The 19067-nt window shown below is 48.8% G+C and carries 15 protein-coding genes; 13 read left to right on the plus strand and 2 right to left on the minus strand.

The window, feature by feature from the left end; genetic code table 11:
- Positions 1 to 65: 65 nt before the first annotated feature.
- The 8 genes from QSJ47_RS02530 to QSJ47_RS02565 are packed head-to-tail and all read left to right on the plus strand — an operon-like array spanning position 66 to position 9440.
- Entirely contained in the window at positions 66 to 1739 is a 1674-nt protein-coding gene (locus QSJ47_RS02530; RefSeq protein WP_221272140.1) for a 30S ribosomal protein S1, read from the plus strand.
- Positions 1740 to 1747: 8 nt separating this feature from the next.
- Positions 1748 to 2269, plus strand: coding sequence for a hypothetical protein (locus QSJ47_RS02535; protein ID WP_285602313.1), 522 nt, complete (start codon positions 1748 to 1750; stop codon positions 2267 to 2269).
- A 9-nt stretch (positions 2270 to 2278) separates the two neighbouring features.
- Positions 2279 to 3856 (plus strand): phosphoglycerate dehydrogenase, encoded by a 1578-nt coding sequence (gene serA, locus QSJ47_RS02540; protein ID WP_285602314.1) that lies wholly within the window; start codon positions 2279 to 2281, stop codon positions 3854 to 3856.
- Complete coding sequence (locus QSJ47_RS02545; protein ID WP_285602315.1) at positions 3857 to 5677, plus strand: menaquinone biosynthesis decarboxylase; 1821 nt, start codon at positions 3857 to 3859, stop codon at positions 5675 to 5677.
- Between the two features lies 1 nt (position 5678).
- The gene (locus tag QSJ47_RS02550; RefSeq protein WP_221272144.1) at positions 5679 to 6326 is read left to right on the plus strand and encodes a YggS family pyridoxal phosphate-dependent enzyme; all 648 of its coding nucleotides are present in this window, start codon (positions 5679 to 5681) and stop codon (positions 6324 to 6326) included.
- A gap of 30 nt (positions 6327 to 6356) precedes the next feature.
- Positions 6357 to 7781, plus strand: a complete 1425-nt coding sequence (gene prpD / locus QSJ47_RS02555) for a 2-methylcitrate dehydratase (protein ID WP_285602316.1) — start codon at positions 6357 to 6359, stop codon at positions 7779 to 7781.
- A 35-nt stretch (positions 7782 to 7816) separates the two neighbouring features.
- Positions 7817 to 8680, plus strand: coding sequence for a pirin family protein (locus tag QSJ47_RS02560; protein WP_285602317.1), 864 nt, complete (start codon positions 7817 to 7819; stop codon positions 8678 to 8680).
- Positions 8649 to 9440 (plus strand): VirB8 family type IV secretion system protein, encoded by a 792-nt coding sequence (locus tag QSJ47_RS02565; RefSeq protein WP_285602318.1) that lies wholly within the window; start codon positions 8649 to 8651, stop codon positions 9438 to 9440. The genes QSJ47_RS02560 and QSJ47_RS02565 overlap by 32 nt, the downstream gene beginning before the upstream one ends.
- A gap of 38 nt (positions 9441 to 9478) precedes the next feature.
- On the opposite strand, the gene gatB is transcribed toward QSJ47_RS02565, so the two are convergent.
- Entirely contained in the window at positions 9479 to 10918 is a 1440-nt protein-coding gene (gatB, locus tag QSJ47_RS02570) for an Asp-tRNA(Asn)/Glu-tRNA(Gln) amidotransferase subunit GatB (RefSeq protein WP_285602363.1), read from the minus strand.
- Between the two features lie 67 nt (positions 10919 to 10985).
- On the opposite strand from gatB, the gene hemH reads away from it, so the two are divergent.
- The 5 genes from hemH (at position 10986) to murI (ending at position 17597) form a co-directional block, all read left to right on the plus strand.
- Positions 10986 to 11957 carry a ferrochelatase gene (gene hemH, locus QSJ47_RS02575; protein WP_285602319.1) on the plus strand — a complete coding sequence of 324 codons (972 nt, stop codon included), beginning with the start codon at positions 10986 to 10988 and terminating at the stop codon, positions 11955 to 11957.
- A 49-nt stretch (positions 11958 to 12006) separates the two neighbouring features.
- Positions 12007 to 12636: a SoxW family protein gene (locus QSJ47_RS02580; protein WP_285602320.1), complete on the plus strand. Its 630-nt coding sequence runs from the start codon at positions 12007 to 12009 to the stop codon at positions 12634 to 12636.
- Complete coding sequence (gene ccsA / locus QSJ47_RS02585; protein ID WP_285602321.1) at positions 12626 to 15436, plus strand: cytochrome c biogenesis protein CcsA; 2811 nt, start codon at positions 12626 to 12628, stop codon at positions 15434 to 15436. The genes QSJ47_RS02580 and ccsA overlap by 11 nt, the downstream gene beginning before the upstream one ends.
- A gap of 113 nt (positions 15437 to 15549) precedes the next feature.
- Positions 15550 to 16848 (plus strand): transcription termination factor Rho, encoded by a 1299-nt coding sequence (gene rho, locus QSJ47_RS02590; protein ID WP_285602322.1) that lies wholly within the window; start codon positions 15550 to 15552, stop codon positions 16846 to 16848.
- Positions 16845 to 17597: a glutamate racemase gene (murI, locus tag QSJ47_RS02595; RefSeq protein ID WP_221272150.1), complete on the plus strand. Its 753-nt coding sequence runs from the start codon at positions 16845 to 16847 to the stop codon at positions 17595 to 17597. The genes rho and murI overlap by 4 nt, the downstream gene beginning before the upstream one ends.
- An 81-nt stretch (positions 17598 to 17678) precedes the next feature.
- Here murI and QSJ47_RS02600 read toward each other — a convergent pair whose 3' ends face one another.
- A complete protein-coding gene (locus QSJ47_RS02600) occupies positions 17679 to 19022 on the minus strand; it encodes an outer membrane family protein (protein WP_285602323.1) in 1344 nt (447 codons plus the stop codon).
- Between the last annotated feature and the right edge of the window lie 45 nt (positions 19023 to 19067).

Here is a 19067-nt window from a genome sequence, read left to right on the forward strand (position 1 = left end):
TCGTCAATTATAAGGGAATTAAAGCTATAATTATAGCTAATTTTGTTGTAAAAAGGGTGTTTGTTATGAATCAGGAATTAGAGTTTCTAGGTAGCCAAAGCGAGTCCAAAGAGTTTCAGGACTATATGCAAGAGTATATGCAAACCGAAGAGGTGGAGCAAAAAGGCGCGCTTAGGGAGGGTGTGATCGTTTCAATCAACGGGCAAGAGGGCTATGCGATGGTGAGCGTGGGGGGCAAAACAGAGGGGCGTTTGCCTTTGAGTGAGATTGGGGATGCTCAAGGGGGGCTACTCTTTGGGATGAACGACACGATCCAAGTCTATGTGTCCCAAAAAGGGGAGCGCCCCAGCGTGTCTTACAAGCGGGCGTTGGCGTTTGTCAAAAACCAAGAAAAAATCCAAGCTTTGGGGGCGGATTTTAAAGATAAAGTCGTGGATGGCAGGGTTACTAGGGAGAATAAGGGCGGTTACATTGTCGTAGACAATGAGGGCGTGGAGTATTTTCTCTCTAAGACGCAATCTTCTTTAAAGCGAGATGCCAAGCACATAGGCAAGCACATTAAAGCTTGTATCACCGCCATTGACCCCGAAAACGCTTCGATCTCCATCTCACGCAAACGCTTCTTTGATGTTTACAGCAAATACCAACACGAGCAATCCCAAAAACTCGTGGAATCGGGTGCGATCTACACCGGCGTGGTCAAAAGTGTGACGAGTTTTGGCGTGTTTGTGGAAGTGGAGGGGGTGGAAGGCTTGGTGCATTACACCGAGATCACGCACAGAGGTTCTACAAACCCCGCCAGACACTTTAAAGAGGGCGATGTGGTGCAGGTGAAAGCCTTGTCTTACGATGAAAAGAAAAAACGCCTGCTTCTCTCCATCAAAGCCGCAACGGAAGACCCTTGGGAAGAGATCCAAACAAAATTAAAAGTCGGTTACGCCATTAAAGTCGTGGTGAGCAACATTGAAAACTACGGCGTGTTCGTGGATATTGGCAACGACATAGAGGGCTTTTTACACATCTCAGAGATCTCTTGGAACAAAGATGTCAAGCACCCTAGCGACTATTTAGAACTCAACCAAGAAATTGATGTCAAAATTATAGAAATTGACAGTAAAAACCGCCGCTTAAGGGTGTCTTTAAAACAGCTCTCCGACAAACCCTTTAACGAATTTGTGTCTAAACACCGAGTCGGCGAAGTGATCGAGGGTAAGGTTGCGACACTCACAGATTTTGGGGCGTTTGTGAACTTGGGAGGCGTGGATGGCTTGTTGCACAACAAAGATGCGTTTTGGGAGCAGGATCAAAAATGCAAAGACCATTTTAAAGTTGGGGATGTGGTGAAAACCAAAATCTTAAAAATTGACAAAGACAGCGAAAAAATCTCTTTAGAAATGAAATATTCTCAGCCCTCTCCCACAGAAACCTTTAGCCAAAAGCACCGCGTGGGTGATGTGATCGAGGGCAAAATCGTGGGGATGAAGGATTTTGGGATTTTTGTGAATGTAGAGGGCGTCGATGTTTTCATCAAAGCCGAGGATCTCTACCCCTTGAAAAAAGAGGAACTCAAAATGGGGGACATGGTGGCAAGCGCGGTTGTAGCGATTGAAAAGAGCAATAATCGGGTGCGTGCGAGTGTGCGCCGCCTAGAGCGTAAGAGAGAGCAAGATCGGCTCCACACCTTCAACGCCGGCGACACCAAAATGACGCTAGGGGACAAACTCAGCGGCAAGTTCTAATTTAAGCGATGAGAATTGCCAAATTTCGTGCGTTTGTGCTGTGGTTTGTGGTGGCGGTGGCCCTATGTGTGGCAGGCTTTTTGGGCTATAAAATGTATCTGTCTAAACACCACGAAGAACATCACACAGAACGTGAGGAACATAAAATCAGCAAAGAGCACACAGCGGATGCCCACGCCCAAACCCTAGATCTAGATCAAGGGCAAGAGCTCAAGGGGATGTTTATCCAGTCCTTACACGAAACACAACACCACACAACCTCAGAAAAGGACAGCCTTTTTCTCTACCCTTCTTTGGAAAAGAAAGTTGATATTGAGTTTTTAGAAAGCACCCCAACTCGTAAAATCCTAGTGAAAAATTTAGACAGCTATAAACTCTTTTGTTTGCGCGAGATTTTAAAGACCGAGCACATTGACTTTGCCTTGGATAAAAAGAAAGCCAGAACGACATTAATCATTTATTTACCCAACGCCACGACACAATTTTTAAAAGACTTGAAGTATTACCAAATCCCCTATCAACTTGACTAAGGAAGTGCCATGCCAAAAATTGCCATTTGCGACCCTATCCATGAAAGAGGGTTAGCCCTCTTATACGAACAGACGGATTTAGAGATACAAGACCTTTCCACGCTTGAAAAGCCCTCCTTACCCGAAGCGATTAAAGACATCGACGCGCTCATCACAAGAAGCATGACCGCTATCAACGCTAATTTACTCGCCCACGCCACGAAGTTAAAAGCCATTGTGCGCGCGGGTGTAGGCGTGGACAATGTGGACATTGACCTGTGCTCGCAAAAGGGCATTGTGGTGATGAATGTCCCCACCGCCAACACGATCGCCGCCGTAGAGCTCACCATGGCGCACATGTTAAACGCCGTGCGCCGCTTGCCCGGGGCAAACACACAACTCAAACACGAACACCTATGGAAGCGAGAGGATTGGTATGGAACAGAGCTTTATGGCAAGAAACTAGGCATCATCGGCTTTGGCAACATCGGTTCAAGGGTGGGGGTTAGGGCTTTGGCTTTTGGCATGGAGGTTATCACCTACGACCCCTACATCCCCAAGTCCAAAGCCGCCGACTTAGGCGTGCTTTACACGAAGGATTTTAAAGACATTTTAGCGTGCGACATCATCACCATCCACACCCCCAAGAACAAGGAAACGATCAACATCATCGGCCAAGAGCAGATCGCCCAAATGAAAGAGGGCGTGATTTTAATCAACTGCGCTAGAGGTGGGCTTTACAATGAAGAAGCCCTATATGCAGCCTTAAAGTCTAAAAAAGTGCGCTGGCTTGGCATGGATGTTTTTAGCAAAGAGCCAGGCACAAAGAACCCCCTTTTAGAGCTAGACAATGTCTATGTAACGCCGCACATCGGGGCAAACACCTACGAGTCGCAAGAGCAGATCGCCAAAGAAGCTGCCCAAGCGGTGATCGAAGCCTTAAGGGGGAGCAGCTACCCCAACGCCCTAAACATCCCCATCCAAGACAACATCGCTCCTTACGCCAAGCCCTATTTACAGCTCGCCCAAAAGCTCGGTTTCTTCTGCGCCCAGGTGCATAAGGGGGCGTGGAGCGCGCTAGAACTCACCCTAGCCGGCTCCATCTGTGAATATGGCAATTCCTTACTCACCTTCGCCCTAATGGGGCTATTAAAGCCCAGCCTAGGCGATAAAATCAACTATGTCAACGCCCCCCATGTCGCCAGTGAGCGCAACATCCACTTAACCACCAAGACCCTAGAAGACGCAACCCCGTATACAAACCTCATCACTTTGCAATTAAGTGCGCCGGGTTATAGCACCCAAATCAGCGCCACCGCCTTTAGCGACGACATTTTAAAAATCACCAACATAGACGGCTTTGAAATGGATGTTAAGCCGCAAGGCACGATGATTTTATTTAAAAACACCGACAAGCCCGGGGTGATCGGCAATGTGGGGCACACCCTAGCCAAGCACAACATCAACATCGCCGACTTTAGGCTGGGGCGCAACGCCAAGGCTGAGGCTCTAGCGGCGATCCTCGTGGACGCGCCCATTGGCCCTAATATCCTACACGACCTGCAGGAAGTCCCCCACTGCCTAGGCGTGTCTGTGGTTTCTATCTAGTTGCAAGAGCTCATCGCTAAACTTAAAGAGCGGGGGGATTTGCGGGTGTTTGACACACCCCTAGACATTTGCCTAGAAATCCCGCACATCGCCTACATTGAGGTTAAAAAGCCCAAGGGCGGGCAGGCGTTGTTATTCACACAGCCAAAAAGGGGCGACACGCCCTTAGAAATCCCCGTTTTAATGAATGTCTTTGGTGCAAAAGAGCGTCTAGAGTTCATCCTCAACCGCTCCATTGAGGACTGCCAAGCGCAACTAGAAAGCCTACTAAATTTACAAAAACCTAAAAGTTTTAAAGACTTCTTAGGGCTGGCTAAAAACCTCTACAGCCTGCGCTTTAGCCTGCCTAAAATCTCTAAAACCCCCCCAAAAAGGCAAGTTTTTGAGGGCGCACAAGTGGATTTAAATAAGCTGCCTATCCTCACCACTTGGGAGCACGATGCCGCCCCCTTCATCACTATGGGGCAGATTTACACCCAAAGCCTAGACAAGAAACACCACAATTTAGGGCTTTACCGCCTGCAGGTGCAGGGCAAAAACCGCCTCGGCCTGCACTGGCAAATCCATAAAGACTCGAACCACTTCTTCCACGCCTACAAAGAGACGGGGATGAAAATGCCCGTGAGCGTGGCGATCGGTGGGGACGCATTGTATGCGTGGTGCGGGCAAGCCCCCCTGCCCTATGGAGTCTTTGAGCTTGCCTTGTATGGCTTGATTCGGGGCAAATGCGCTCAACTCATGCCCTGCCTCACAAACCCCCTTGCTGTGCCCCTAGACGCAGATATTGTGCTTGAGGGGTGGGTAGATACAAGCCGCTTAGAAATGGAGGGACCTTTTGGCGATCACACGGGTTTTTACACCCCCAAAGAGCCCTACCCCGTGCTCGAAGTGCAAGCCATGCACCTTAAAGACAAGCCCGTTTATCTAGCCAGCGTGGTGGGCAAGCCCCCCCTAGAGGATAAATACATGGGCTATTTCACCGAAAGGCTGTTTTTGCCTCTGCTTAAAAAAAGCGCACAAGGGCTAATAGATTATCACATGCCCGAAAATGGGGTGTTTCATAATCTCATCCTAGCCCAAATTGCGCCCAGCTACTCCGGCCACGCCCACCAAATCATGCACCACTTTTGGGGCGCGGGGCAAATGAGCTTTGTTAAACACGCTATTTTTGTCGGTAAAGACGCGCCCAAACTCACAAACTACCCCGCCCTCTTTGCCCACATTTTAGACCACCTTGATTTACACCAAAGCCTACTTTCTTGTGGTGTGTGCGATGCCCTCGATCACGCCAGCCCCACTTACGCCTTTGGGGGCAAGTTAGGGCTAGTGGCTTTAGAGCCCACCCCGCACCCCAAAACCCCCCTAGAAGAGCCTGAGCTCTTAGCCCGTCTAAAGGAACTCCTCCCCCAAGTGCAAAATTTAAAGCAATACGGGTTAGAGAGCAAAAACCCTATCGCTGTCGTTAGCGTGGCAAAGACCACCCCCCTAGTGCCCCTTTTTAAAAACTTAGAACCCTTAGCCCCCCATGTGAGCGCGCTCATCTTTGTGGATAGCCATAAGAACGACTTAAACAACCCCTACATGCTCCTTTGGCGAGTGGTGAATAACATAGACGCCAAGCGCGACATTTGGCTAAAGCCGCCCCTAATCTGCATAGATGCGACCGACAAGGGCGCACTAGAGGGGCATACTAGGGAGTGGCCTAAAGAGACTGATTGCACCCTAAGTGTGCTTGAAAGCCTAGCTAGTAAGGGGCTTATCCCGCCCTTAAGCGACCCACTTTATGAGAAATACCACATTTACCACTCCTCGAAAGGCTAACATGCAGCAACGCCTCGCAAGCCTAATCGAGCGCATTGAAAAAGCCCGCCTCGCCTACAGCCCACACCATGTCGTGCAATTAGTGGCGGTGTCTAAATACGCCAGCCTAGAGCAGGTGCAAGAGCTTTATGCCTGTGGACAGCGTGCCTTTGGGGAGAACTATATTCAAGAATTTGGGCGCAAAGTCAGCGCACTCAAAGACTTGCCCCTAGAGTGGCACATGCTAGGTCCTTTGCAACACAATAAAATCAACAAACTACTAGAGCTAAAGCCTGTGTTGCTGCATAGCCTGCACTCTTTAGAGCTCGCTAAAGCCATAGACACTAGGGCTAAAGAGCCTTTAAATGCTTTGTTGCAGGTGAATATCGCAAACGAAGCGCAAAAAAGCGGGATAAGTTTAGAGCAAGCCCTAGACACCTACGCCCAAATTAGCCAAACCTGTAAAAAAATCCATTTGCAAGGTTTAATGGTGATGGGGCCTCTTAATGGCACTCAAATACAGAGCGAACAAGTCTTTAGCCAAGCTAGGGACTTGTTTGACAAACTCCCCAACGCCAAAACCCTCTCTATGGGCATGAGCGGGGATTTTGAGCTTGCCATCGCCTACGGGGCAAATTTAGTGCGTGTAGGCAGCGCACTTTTTCACTAAGGTTTATTAAGGATTTTAAAGGAAGTTTTTATGTTAAGTTACGATTCGGCTCTCACAGCCCTAGCCCACTACATTTTAGACGGCACCATTTCCAAACACGCCACCCAAAGCGCAACACTCAGCCTCATAGACTCCATTGCCTGCGCTTTAATGGCGTTAAAAGACCCTGAATGCACAAAGTTATTAGGTCCCAGTGTGCCCGGGGCGGACTTTAGGCCTTTAGGGGCGAAGGTGCTAGGCACGGCTTATCAGCTTGAGCCTGTAAGCGCGGCGTTTAATGTGTCTTGTATGGTGCGCTGGCTAGACTTTAACGACACTTGGCTGGCTAAAGAGTGGTGCCATCCTAGCGACAATTTGGGGGCGATTTGGGCGTTGGGCGATTATGTGAGTCGCTTGCGCTTGTCCAAACAAGAACAGCCCCTAAAAGTCAAAGACATTTTACACGCCATGGTGCAGGCCTATGAGATACAAGGGGTGTTGGCGATGGACAACTCCTTTTACGATGAGGGCTTAGACCACACTTTATTGGTGCGTGTCGCCAGCGCGGGCGTAGGGGCAAAAATGCTAGGCGGTAGATTAGAAGAGATTTTAAGCGCACTCTCACACGCCTTTGTGGATGGGGGGGTGCTTCGGGTGTTTCGCCACGCCCCTTTTAGTGCGACTAGGCAGGCGTGGGCAGGCGCAGATGCCACGAGTCGGGGGGCACAGCTAGCACTTAGGGCGATGAGTGGTGAAATGGGTTGTGTGAAGGTTTTAAGCGCGCCTAAATGGGGGTTTGAAGCCGTGTGTATGCCCCACACCAAAGGCGGATTAGTGCTAAATAACTTAGGTTCACATGTCATTGAAAATATCTTGTATAAAATCTCTTACCCTGTGCTTTTCCCTATCCAAACCGCCGTGGAGTGTGCCCTGATTTTGCATAAACAAATTGCGCCCCGTTTGGACGAAATTTCTAAAATCGTACTCACCACCCAAGAGGGCGTGGAGAAAATCATGGCAGGTGGGGGGCAGGCTTACCAACGCCTGGATCGTGAGTATAGCCTAGCTTATCCCATCGCCTACGCCTTATTAAGGGGGCACTTAAGGGCGGACTCTTACAGCGACACAAACGCCAAGAACCCGTTTTTGCAGCAACTCATGGGTCTAGTAGAAGTGCAAATAAGCCCCCTTTACACCAAAGAAGCCAAAGAACCACACAAAAGGGCGATCCCCAACGCCTTGCAAGTCTTTTTTAAAGACGGCTCAAGCACACAAAAAGTAGAAGTGAAATACCCCCTAGGACACCGCTTTAGACGCGAAGAAGGCTTAAGTGCCTTGCAACAAAAATGCCAAAACGCCCTAAAAGAAGTCTATCCACCCAAAAAGGTGAGGCAAATCGAAACCCTTTTAAACGACCAAGAACGTTTAGAGGACATGGATTTTAACTGCCTTTGCGATTTGTTATCATTTGTATAGATATAATACGCTATCTTTTTTAAGGAAGGAGAACTGTGAAAAGAGTGGCGCAAGTCTATAAAGCTCCGCCCAGACATTGGGTGGGCAATGGTTTTTATGTATCTACAATGTTTACTTACAAAGAAGTCCACAAAAATGGCGATCCTTTTTTGTTGATCGACTATATCGGTCCGCATCATTTTAAGGCGAGTGCAGATTGTTTAGGGGTCGGTCCACACCCACATAGGGGTCTTGAGGCAGCGAGCATTGTCTATCAAGGACAGGTGGAACACAGCGATTCACAAGGCACAAGGAATTTGGTTGCCCCGGGAGGCGTGCAGTGGATGACAGCGGGTTCTGGAGTTTTACACCAAGAATTGCTTTCTAAAAAATTTTGCCAAAAAGGTGGGGTGCTTGAAATGGTGCAACTTTGGCTGAATTTACCCAAAGTCTATAAAATGACTCCGCCCAAATACCAAGCCATTAGTGCCGAGCAAATCCCCACCGTCACAATAGGAAAAAGCCAAGTGCGCATCATCGCCGGCGATTTAGAGAGGGTGGTGGGTCCGGTTAAGACCTTTAGCCCCATTAGTGTGTGGGATTTAAATCTTAAGGATTCTTTACATTTACCCACGCCAGAAGACCACAATGTTTTGATTTTTGTGCGTGATGGGCTAGTGGCTCTAGAGATGTGGAGGGCGGGGCCTGCACAGCTCATCACTTTTCAAAAAGGCGGAGAGGGGGTGCATTTTCAGGCTTTAAGACCATCTAGCGTATTGGTCTTAACGGGCTTGCCCTTAAGCGATCCTATCGTTGGATGTGGTCCCTTTGTGATGAACAGCAAAGAAGAGATCGAACAAGCCCAAGCCGACTTGAAAGCGGGCAAATTTGGCACACTTCGAGCCGGGCATGGAGAATAGCAACGATCCCTTAAAAGATGAGATTATCGCCGAATTGTGGGCGAAACTGCAGGCCGAGCAGGCTAAGTTTGAAAAGGACTTGACAAGCAAGATCGAAAGCTTGGCGGTGCAGAATTTGGACTTAAACAGCGTCTTTCAGGTGCAAAGGCGCAATGCCACCATCGCCTACCGCTTGGTGGTCTTGCTTAGCTTCATCAGTTTAGCGTTGGTGGTGGCGTTGATTATTCTCTTGCCCCTAAAGAAAACCGAACACCACTTCATAGACTTTGCCAACCAAGACAAGCACTACGCCATCATCCAAAAGGCGGACGGCAATTTGGCAAGCAATGAGGCTTTGGTGCGCTCGCTGGTGGGGCAGTATGTGCTGGATAGAGAATCCATTAATCGCATTGATGATAAAGAACGCTATGAGGTGGTGCGCCTACAAAGCGAGGCGCAGGTGTGGCAGATTTTTGAAAACTTGGTGGCCTCTAAAAACAGCATTTACACCGCCCAACAGCTCACAAGGGACATCCACATCATTAACATTTCGCTGCTCAAGCAGAGCAAAGAGCAAAACATCGCCCAAGTGCAAATCGTGGCAAAACTCTTTAGAGCGGGCAACCCCTTAAGCGAGAAACGCTACAACATTGTGTTGAGTTTTGCCTTCAAGCCCCTACCTGCCTTTGACACCGCCATGATGCCTAAAAACCCCACGGGTTTTCAGGTTACCCGCTACAGCGTTACCGAAATGCAAAATCTCAAGGCTCTAAAGCCCTAAGCCCCACTGGGTTTTAATGACCCTACTCCCACTTTTGGCTACTTAGACAGCTCTTGTTTGAGCAACTGATTGACAACCCCCGGATTGGCGTTTTTAAGCCTTTTTAGCACCTGCCCTACAAAGAAGCCAAAGAGTTTATCCTTCCCGCCTTTATACTCGGCGACTTTATCGGCGTTGCCCTGAAGCACTTCAGCAATGGCTTTTAAAATCATGCCCTCATCGCCCACCTGCGCCAACCCGAGCTTCTCTATGAGGGTGTCTATGTCTTTGGGACTTACGCTAGTTTGTTTCATTAATGCGTCTAAAATCTCCTTGCCCGCCTTGCCTGAAATGCGTTTGCTTTCAATGTCTAGCACGATTTTAGCTAGGGTGTCCGGCTTGATTGTACACTCTTGCAAAGTCTGCTCGCCCTCTAAACGCCCCAAAAGCTCCACACACAGCCACGAACAAGCCCCCTTCGCACCTGCGCCAAGCTCTAGCATTTTCTCAAAATAAGTTGCTAGTTCCAAACTCCCCACTAAAGTGCCCGCCTCTTCGGCTTTCAAGCCTAAACTGCTCATGTAGCGTTCTTTCTTAGCTTCGGGCAATTCTTTAATGTCCCTACCCTCTTTTAAAAGAGAGTCGGGGATATGCACGGGGAGCAAGTCGGGGTCGGGAAAGTAGCGGTAATCGGCGGATTCTTCTTTATTGCGCATGGACTGCGTGATCCCTTTAGCCGTGTCAAACAAGCGGGTTTCTTGCACAACTTCGCTCGCATAAGTGCCCCTCTCAAACGCCTCCACTTGGCGCTCCACCTCATACTCAATTGCCTTTTGGATAAATTTAAAGCTATTCAAGTTTTTAATCTCCACCCTTGTAAGGAGCTTGCTCTCGCCTTTAGGGCGGATAGACACATTGGCATCGCATCTAAAATTGCCCTCTTGCATGTTGCCATCGCAAATGTCTAAAAAGCACACAATGGCGTGCAATTTCTTTAAATAACTGATCGCCTCTGCACTGCTGCGCATGTCTGGGCAACTCACGATCTCTAAAAGGGGTGTGCCAGCGCGGTTTAAATCCACTTGCGAGTGGTTGGTGGCGTGTATGTTCTTGCCCGCATCCTCTTCTAAATGTGCCCTTTCAATGTTAATGCGTTTTACGCCCTCTGGCGTTTCAATGTCTAAATACCCGTGCGCGACAATGGGGCGATCAAATTGCGAGATTTGGTAAGCCTTGGGCAGGTCTGGGTAAAAGTAATTCTTGCGGGCGAACACGCTGTCTTGGTTAATGGTGGCGTTGATCGCCGTGCCAAAGGCAATTGCCTTTTTCACCGCTTCGGCGTTTAGCACGGGCAAAGCCCCGGGCAAGCCTAAGCACACGGGGCAGGTGTTGGTGTTGGGCGCATCTTTAAAACTCGTGGCGCAAGAGCAAAAAATCTTGGTTTGGGTGTTGAGTTGGGCATGCACTTCTAGCCCGATGATCGTTTCAAACATGGCAATCCTTACTTCTAGCATAAAAGCGCATTCTACCATGCAAAAATGGCAAATCATGGCATAATAGAAGCTTATGTCAATTTTAGAGCCTAGAGAAGCCGTTGTTTTATTGAATATGGGCGGCCCGAACAATCTTTACGAAGTAGAAGTGTTTTTAACAAACATGTTCAACGACCCCTACATTTTAGCGATCAAAAGCCCCTTTTGGCGCAAACTCTTAGCCTCTTTCATCGTCAAAATGCGTAAAGAAAAATCCAAAGCCATTTATGAAAAAATCGGGCAAAAATCCCCCATTAATGATTTGAGTGCCAAACTCACCCAACGCTTAAACACGCTAGACCCCACCCGCCACTACACCTACGCCATGCGCTACACCCCACCTTTTGCGCCCATGGTCTTTGCCGAGCTGCAACAACAAGGCTTTGACTCATGTTTGCTTTTTTCTATGTATCCGCAATACTCCACCACCACGACCCTATCCTCCATTGAAGACGCTTTAAAGGCTCTAAAAGCCCTAAACTTCGCTCCCACCCTAAGTTGTATCGATCGCTTTTACACCCACACGCTTTACAACCAAGCCATCGTCCAAAGCATTAAAGACACGATTAAAGGGCATAACCCTAAAGAGTTTGTGCTCATTTTCTCCGTGCATGGCTTGCCTGAGAGCGTGGTGCAACAAGGCGACCCCTACCAAGCCGAGTGTTTACACCATGTGAGCCTGCTCACCCAGCAACTCTTGCCCCTGTGCTTTAAAAAAATCACTTTGAGTTACCAATCTAAGGTGGGGCCCATGAAATGGCTAGAACCTAGCACCCAAGAGTCCATAGAAGCGCACCGCAAAGATAAAATCCTCATTTACCCCCTAGCCTTTAGCATTGACAACTCGGAAACCACTTACGAATTACAAATGCAATACCGCCTAGAAGCCAAGCGCCTTGCGGTGCCTAAGTTTCTTGTCTGCCCCTGTTTAAACGACAATTTGCACTTCGCACAGGCGATTTTAGATTTGGTCCACAACGCCCCTAGAAAGCCCCTAAGCCCATGATTTATATAAAAAAAGTTAAAATGCCCCTATTTTCTTAAAAAGGTTTTTTATGCGCTCATTTCTTCTACTTCCCCTGTTGGCTCTCTTTTGTCATTTTGCCCTTGCCGATGACAAGGTGGATGAGAGCATGCTAAGTTCAGGAGCCACCTCCCCCCAAAGCACTTTTAAAGAGAGTAACAACTTTGACAAACAAAGCTACGCCGGTCTAGAGGACATTTTCCAAGACACGCAAGACATCCGCACCAAAGGTAAGTATATGTTGCTTGTCTTTGGCAAAAATGGCTGTTCTTACTGCGAAATGCTAAAGCAAGACCTAAAGCACTACGCCAGTTTGCGCACCTACATTAAAGAGCACTTCAGTGCCTACTACATCAATATCAGCTACTCCAAAATGCACCATTTTGTCATTGGCCCGGCCCAAAAACCCAAAGAAACCATGCTAAACACCCAAGACCTCTCCTCCATTTACGATGTCAATTCCACGCCCACGCTCGTGCTCGCCGACCCCACGGGCAAGACCATTTACGAACTGCCCGGCTACATGCCCCATGTGCAGCTTTTAGCGGTGCTGGAATTTGTGGGTCAGGGACTATATAAAGATTTGAACGACAAACAATTCATTGAGAAATTGCGCGCGTATATCCTTAAAAAAACACAAGAAGCCCGCCATGCAAGTTAAAAAGATTTTTGGATTTTTCTTCGGCTCGTTTTGGGTGGCAATCCCTTTATTGATGGTGTATGCGACCGCCTGCGCTCTAGCAACCTTCCTTGAAAACGATTATGGCACACCCGCCAGCCGCGCGCTCGTCTATAACACATGGTGGTTTAGCGCCTTGCATGTGTATTTGCTCTTGGTGATTGTGGGGACTTTAATCGCCTCTAAAGCGTGGCAGCGGCAACGCTACGCCAGCTTGTTTTTCCATAGTGCCTTGGTGTTTATCATTTTGGGGGCGGGGGTTACAAGGTTCTTTGGCTTTGAGGCGACCATGCACCTACGCACCAACCAAACCAGCGACAAAATCACCACCACCGACAGCTATTTAAACCTCACCCTCAGCAAGGACAGCGCCAAACCCCTGCACTTTTCTTTAAAAACCACCCTCTCGCCCTATTCGCGCTATTTACCCACCGCAGAAGTGATGGTCTATGGCAAACCTTTGCTCTTAGAGCCTCTTGGCGTGCATAAAATGACCCCGAATAAAAAGGACAACCGCGCGCTACTCACCATGAAACTAAGCTATGGTGGGGCGAGCCACACCCTGCATATCCTAGGCGGGCATGGCATTGTTAGCCAAGATGAAAAGACCACCCTTGAGGGCGTGCATATCGCGCTCAATTGGGGCGTTACTGAGCGCACCTTGCCTTTTAAGCTGCATTTAAAACAATTTGAGCTGACCCGCTACCCCGGCTCGATGAGCCCCTCCTCTTACGCCTCACAGGTAGAGGTGTTAAATGCCAAGGGGCAGCTTGTCATGCCCTTTCGAATTTTTATGAACCATGTATTGGATTATGGGGGCTATCGCTTCTTCCAATCCTCCTATGATACGGACGAACAGGGCACGATTTTATCGGTTAATCGTGATCCTGGCAAGAATTTAACCTACTTTGGCTACGCCATGCTCATGTCTGGGGCGTTGTTCCTGCTCTTTAGCCGCCAAGGACGCTTTCAAAGGCTCTCAAGATTTTTAAAGGCGCAACACATAGTCGCCCTCTTATGTGCCCTCTCTCTTGGCGCAGTGGCGCACGCTGATGAGGGCAAGATCGACATGCACGGGGGCAAAAGCACCCCCATCGCTCCGCCCATCGATAAAATGGCAAAGGTGCAGCCCACCACCGCCCAAATGCACGCCAAAATCTTGCAACGCTTTAAGGATTTAAGGGCGCACTCCAAAGGGCAGCTCACCCCCCTTGCCCGTCTGCAGGTGCAGGGCTTTGAAGGGCGCATTAAACCTTTAGACACCTTGAGTATGGAGCTCATCCACAAAATCACCAAAGAAGACGGCTTTAAGGGCATGGACAACTTGCAGGTGATGCTGGGCATGATGCTTTACCCGGATGATTACAAAAGCATTAAAATGATTTACACCTCCACGCCCAAGTTGCGCGCGCTGCTTGGCACCCCCACGAACCAGCGGCGCATTGCGTTTTTGGATGTCTTCGGGCCACATGGCTACAAGCTGCAAAACTTCGTGGAGGAAGTCAATCAAAAAGCCCCCAAGGATAGGGATGAATTTGACAAGGACATTTTAAAGCTAGATGAGCGGGTCAATCTCGTGTATTTGATTTTCAGCGGGAATATTTTAAAGATTTTCCCCGATAAAAGCGGCAACACATGGCTAAGTCCTGCCGATGCGCTCAAAAACGAGAACATTAAAATCTCCACAGAGGCTACGCACTTTTTAAAGGATTTATTTAAGGGCTTTGATATGGGCGTGGATAGCAACCAATGGGAGAGCGTGCATAAAACCCTAAACGACCTGCTCGCCTACCAACGCACGCATAGCAAACTCGCCCTAAGCCCGGGGCGTGTGGATTCTGAGATACTTCTAAACCATAGCAACTTTTTCCACACGCTCATGCTCCCCTATTTGCTCCTAGGTGTGGTGCTTTTAGGCGTGGTGCTGGTGGCGATCTTTAAAAATAGAGCGGTGCCTAAGTGGCTGCACTTTAGCTTTTATGGCATTTTGCTGCTTTGCTGGCTGGCGCACAGCGCGGGGCTTGTGTTGCGTTGGTATGTGAGCGGACATGCGCCTTGGAGCAATGCCTACGAGTCCATGCTCTACATCTCTTGGGCAGCCATGCTCTCTGGGCTCATTTTGCGCTCTAACTTAGCCCTATGTGCTTCGAGCTTTTTAGCCGGCATTGCCCTATTCGTGGCGCATTTGGGCTTTATGGACCCGCAAATCAGTAACTTAGTCCCCGTGCTAAAGTCCTACTGGCTCAATATCCATGTGTCTATCATCACGGCAAGCTATGGCTTTTTAGGGCTGTGCTTTATTTTGGGGCTACTCACCCTGCTATTGTTCTTACTAAGAAGCCCCAAGCGCCCACACATTGACACCAGCATTTTAGCCCTAAGCGCGCTCAATGAAATGGGGATGATCATGGGGCTATTGCTGCTTGCGGTGGGTAACTTCCTTGGCGGAGTGTGGGCGAACGAGTCTTGGGGGCGTTATTGGGGCTGGGATCCTAAAGAAACTTGGGCTTTAATTTCCATCGCCGTGTATGCGATCATTTTGCACCTACGCTTTTTACGCTTTGAGTTCATGCCCTATGTGTTTGCGAGTGCGAGTGTGGTGGGCTTTTACTCCATTTTAATGACCTATTTTGGGGTGAATTATTACCTCTCTGGCATGCACAGCTACGCCGCCGGTGACCCACTGCCTATCCCCACATTTCTCTACCCCCTAGTGGCGAGCACTTTTATTTTAGTCTTTGTCGCCGGCTTGAAGCGTAAATTGCCAATGGCAAAGGTGTAAAGCCTTGACTTTTAGAGAGTTTTACACTAGAATCTAGGTTTTACTCACTACTTTTTTAATGTTTAGCTTCCCTAAAATGAGGCTTCTAGTTGTATACCCACATAAGGATTGATATGGCCGACCACCATAAACAAAAAACCCACACCCCTGTGAGCGGATACCGCATTGAAGAATTGCGCGCTCAGCCCACAGAAAAACTTTTAGAGATCGCTAATGAGCTGAAAGTCGAAAACCCCCAAGAGTTTAAACGCCAAGATTTAATGTTTGAAATCCTTAAAAATCAAGTCAGCCAAGGGGGGTATATCCTTTTTACGGGGATTTTAGAAACCGCCGGGGATGGGTATGGGTTTTTGCGTGGGCTGGATGGCAGCTTTTCAGACAACCAAAACGACACCTATGTGAGCCACTCGCAGATCAAACGCTTTGCCCTGCGTAATGGCGACATTGTCACCGGGCAAGTGCGCGCGCCCAAAGATCAAGAGAAGTATTACGCTTTGTTAAAAATTGAGGCAGTGAATTACCTACCTCTAGATGAAATCCGCCACCGCCCCCTATTTGACAACCTAACCCCCCTATTCCCCACCCAACAGCTTAAATTAGAATACGAGCCCACGAAAGTTACCGGGCGTATGCTGGACTTGTTTAGCCCAATGGGTAAGGGGCAAAGGGCACTCATTGTCGCTCCGCCGCGCACGGGTAAAACCGAGCTGATGAAAGAGCTAGCCCACGGGATCACCTACAACCACCCCGAAGTGGAGCTCATTATCTTATTAGTCGATGAGCGCCCCGAAGAGGTTACGGACATGCAAAGAAGTGTCAATGGGCAAGTCTTTAGCTCCACCTTTGATCTGCCCTCCACCAACCACATACGCATCGCTGAATTAGTCCTAGAGCGGGCAAAGAGGCGGGTGGAAATGGGTAAAGATGTGGTGATTTTATTAGATTCAATCACCCGTTTAGCGCGGGCTTACAATGCGATCACGCCCTCAAGCGGGAAGGTGTTAAGCGGGGGCGTGGATGCCAACGCCTTGCATAAGCCCAAACGCTTTTTTGGCGCGGCGCGCAACATTGAAGAGGGGGGGAGTTTAACGATCATTGCCACCGCCTTGATCGAAACGGGCTCACGCATGGATGAGGTGATTTTTGAAGAGTTTAAAGGCACGGGCAATAGCGAGATCGTGTTAGCCCGTAGCATTTCCGATCGGCGCATTTACCCCGCCTTTGATGTGCTCAAATCGGGCACCCGTAAGGACAATATCTTGCTAGGCAAAGACACCCTAACCAAAGTGTGGGTGCTTAGAAATGTGATGCAACAAATGGACGATGTGGAGGCGTTAAACTTCATTTACTCCAAAATGCAAACCACGAAGGACAACCAAGAGTTCTTAAAACTTATGCAAGAGGGTTCTTGAAAGTCGGGGTGTTTGACAGCGGGGTGGGGGGCTTAAGCGTTTTAGAAAGCCTGCTTAAAGCCCGCTTGTTCGAGCATATTATCTATTATGGCGACACCGCCCGCGTGCCCTATGGCCCTAAAGACCCCGCCACGATCGCCAAATTCTCCCTAGAGGCGTTGGATTTCTTTTTGCCCTTTGACATTGACATGTTGATCGTGGCGTGCAATAGCGTGAGTGCGTGGGCTTTACCGGCAATGAGGGCTAAAACAAAAATCCCCATTGTGGGCGTGATTGAGGCGGGGGTGTTAGCGATCACACAGAGCACGCCCAAAAACGCGCCCATTCTAGTGCTTGGCACTAAAGCGACCATTAACTCCGGGCGTTATGCAAGAGAGCTTAAAGAGCAGGGCTATGACTTCGTGCAGAGTCTAGCCACGGGCTTATTCGTGCCCTTGATTGAAGAGGGGGTGCTAGAGGGCGCACTGCTAGAGGCGTGCATGCAGCATTACTTCACCCCCCTAACAAGCGCGCCGGCTGTGGTGGTGTTAGGTTGCACGCACTTTCCTTGGATTTCTACCCCCTTGCAAACCTATTTTAAAACCCGCTTCAATACCCCCGTGCGCTTGGTGCATTCAGGCGAGGCGATCGTGGCGCGTCTAGAGCAAGTCTATGGCTTACGCCCACACACAGACACAAAACTAGAACTCTTTGCTAGCGGCGACAAGGGGCTTTTAGAGCAATTAGCTAAAACCCTAAAAGTTCTTTAATCGCCAAATCTCCATTCCATCCATACGGGCGGCTGGCGGTGCAAGGCGACGCGCTTAGGACTTGAAATAAGAGGGCACAACTTAAATCTGCAAATCATAGCTGATCGAAGTCATCACATAACTACGATCTTGTGTAGTGGGGGCAAAATCGGGATTAGGGGCTTTAAAGTAAGCGACTTTATAGCCTCTGTGCATCATCACTTCATAGCCATTGAGGCGTAGCATGAGGTGTATGTGCTTACCCCATTTATATTCACAAGTAAGCCCTAGACTTTGGGCATTGGCTCTTGGAGAAAAGGTGAGTTTACCTAGCAAATACCAAGAGAAATTGTTAAACTTGCCCCCCACTCTAGCGTGCAAAGTAAGGGCGTTGGCATCGTAAAGGTTGGTGTAAGCATCCTCATAGGGGGTGTCATCGGTCGTGTCAAAGGACACAGGCGAGCCATTCCAGCCCAGCTGGGCATTAGAGTTGCCAAAGTTTTTATACACACCCCAACCGATGTAGTAGTTTTTGTAATACAGTCTTTGGCGCACGAGCAAAGTAGCGGTGTCTGTGCCGATTAAATTACCCCGATAGTAAGTCTTGGCTAGAGCGCGGCTGTAAATGGGAAACCATGCATAAATATCACTTTGGATTTTAAACTGCCCGGGGTTAAACACGGCACTTAACTGCACGCCCGGGGCATTGAAGTTCTTAGGGTAAAACCAAAAGAAAGGCATGAGAGTGAAGTGCTTGGTGTTATAAGCTAAACTCACAGCATGCATACCATAATTGACCCGTCTGCCATCGCTAAACGCATAGCTCACGGGGGCGTAGAAGTCGCGGATAAACTGGATATTCGCCAAACCCCTGCCATAGGTGCTAAACCATCTAAGTTTGAATTTGCCTAAATGCAAAAAGAGGGTAAAGCCCTGATTGTAACCGCGCAAAAACAACGCTTCAGGGCTTAAGTAACGCCCCGCCTTGATCCCAAACATGTCTTTGTAGGTGTAGCTTAAATAGGCGTTGTATAAAATGTAGTTTTTGGCGTGGGACTCGTCTTCTTCGCGTGTATGCCTCCAAGGGGCGTTCATTAAATAGCCCTCCCAACGCCCCATGTAATACCAGTTGGCTGGCTGGAGTGCCCCGTTTTGATCTCTAAGACCCCTAGTGGAGTCGTAAGCCAGCCCGCCGATCTCTCCCCCAAGCCCCACTTCTAGTTTTTGATTCTCCACAGATTTTGGCAATAAATTGGCATTCACTTCTAGTGCCCCGATGGTGGTTACATAGCTGCCTGTGGGGTAAAGTCCTTTGTCTGTATTGATGGGAGCATTGTTAAAGCCGATGCGCGAGAATGAGCCGACACGCCCTGAGATTTTGTAGTTAAAGGCTTGTAAGTGTGTGCTAAAAAGAGAGAGAAAAAGAACGAGGCTTTTTCCTTTCAACTCAGCTCCTTTTGTCGTGGTTGTGAAAAAAACCCGCTATTGTAT

This window comes from Helicobacter sp. NHP22-001 (genome assembly GCF_030270165.1).
Lineage (GTDB): Bacteria > Campylobacterota > Campylobacteria > Campylobacterales > Helicobacteraceae > Helicobacter > Helicobacter gastrofelis.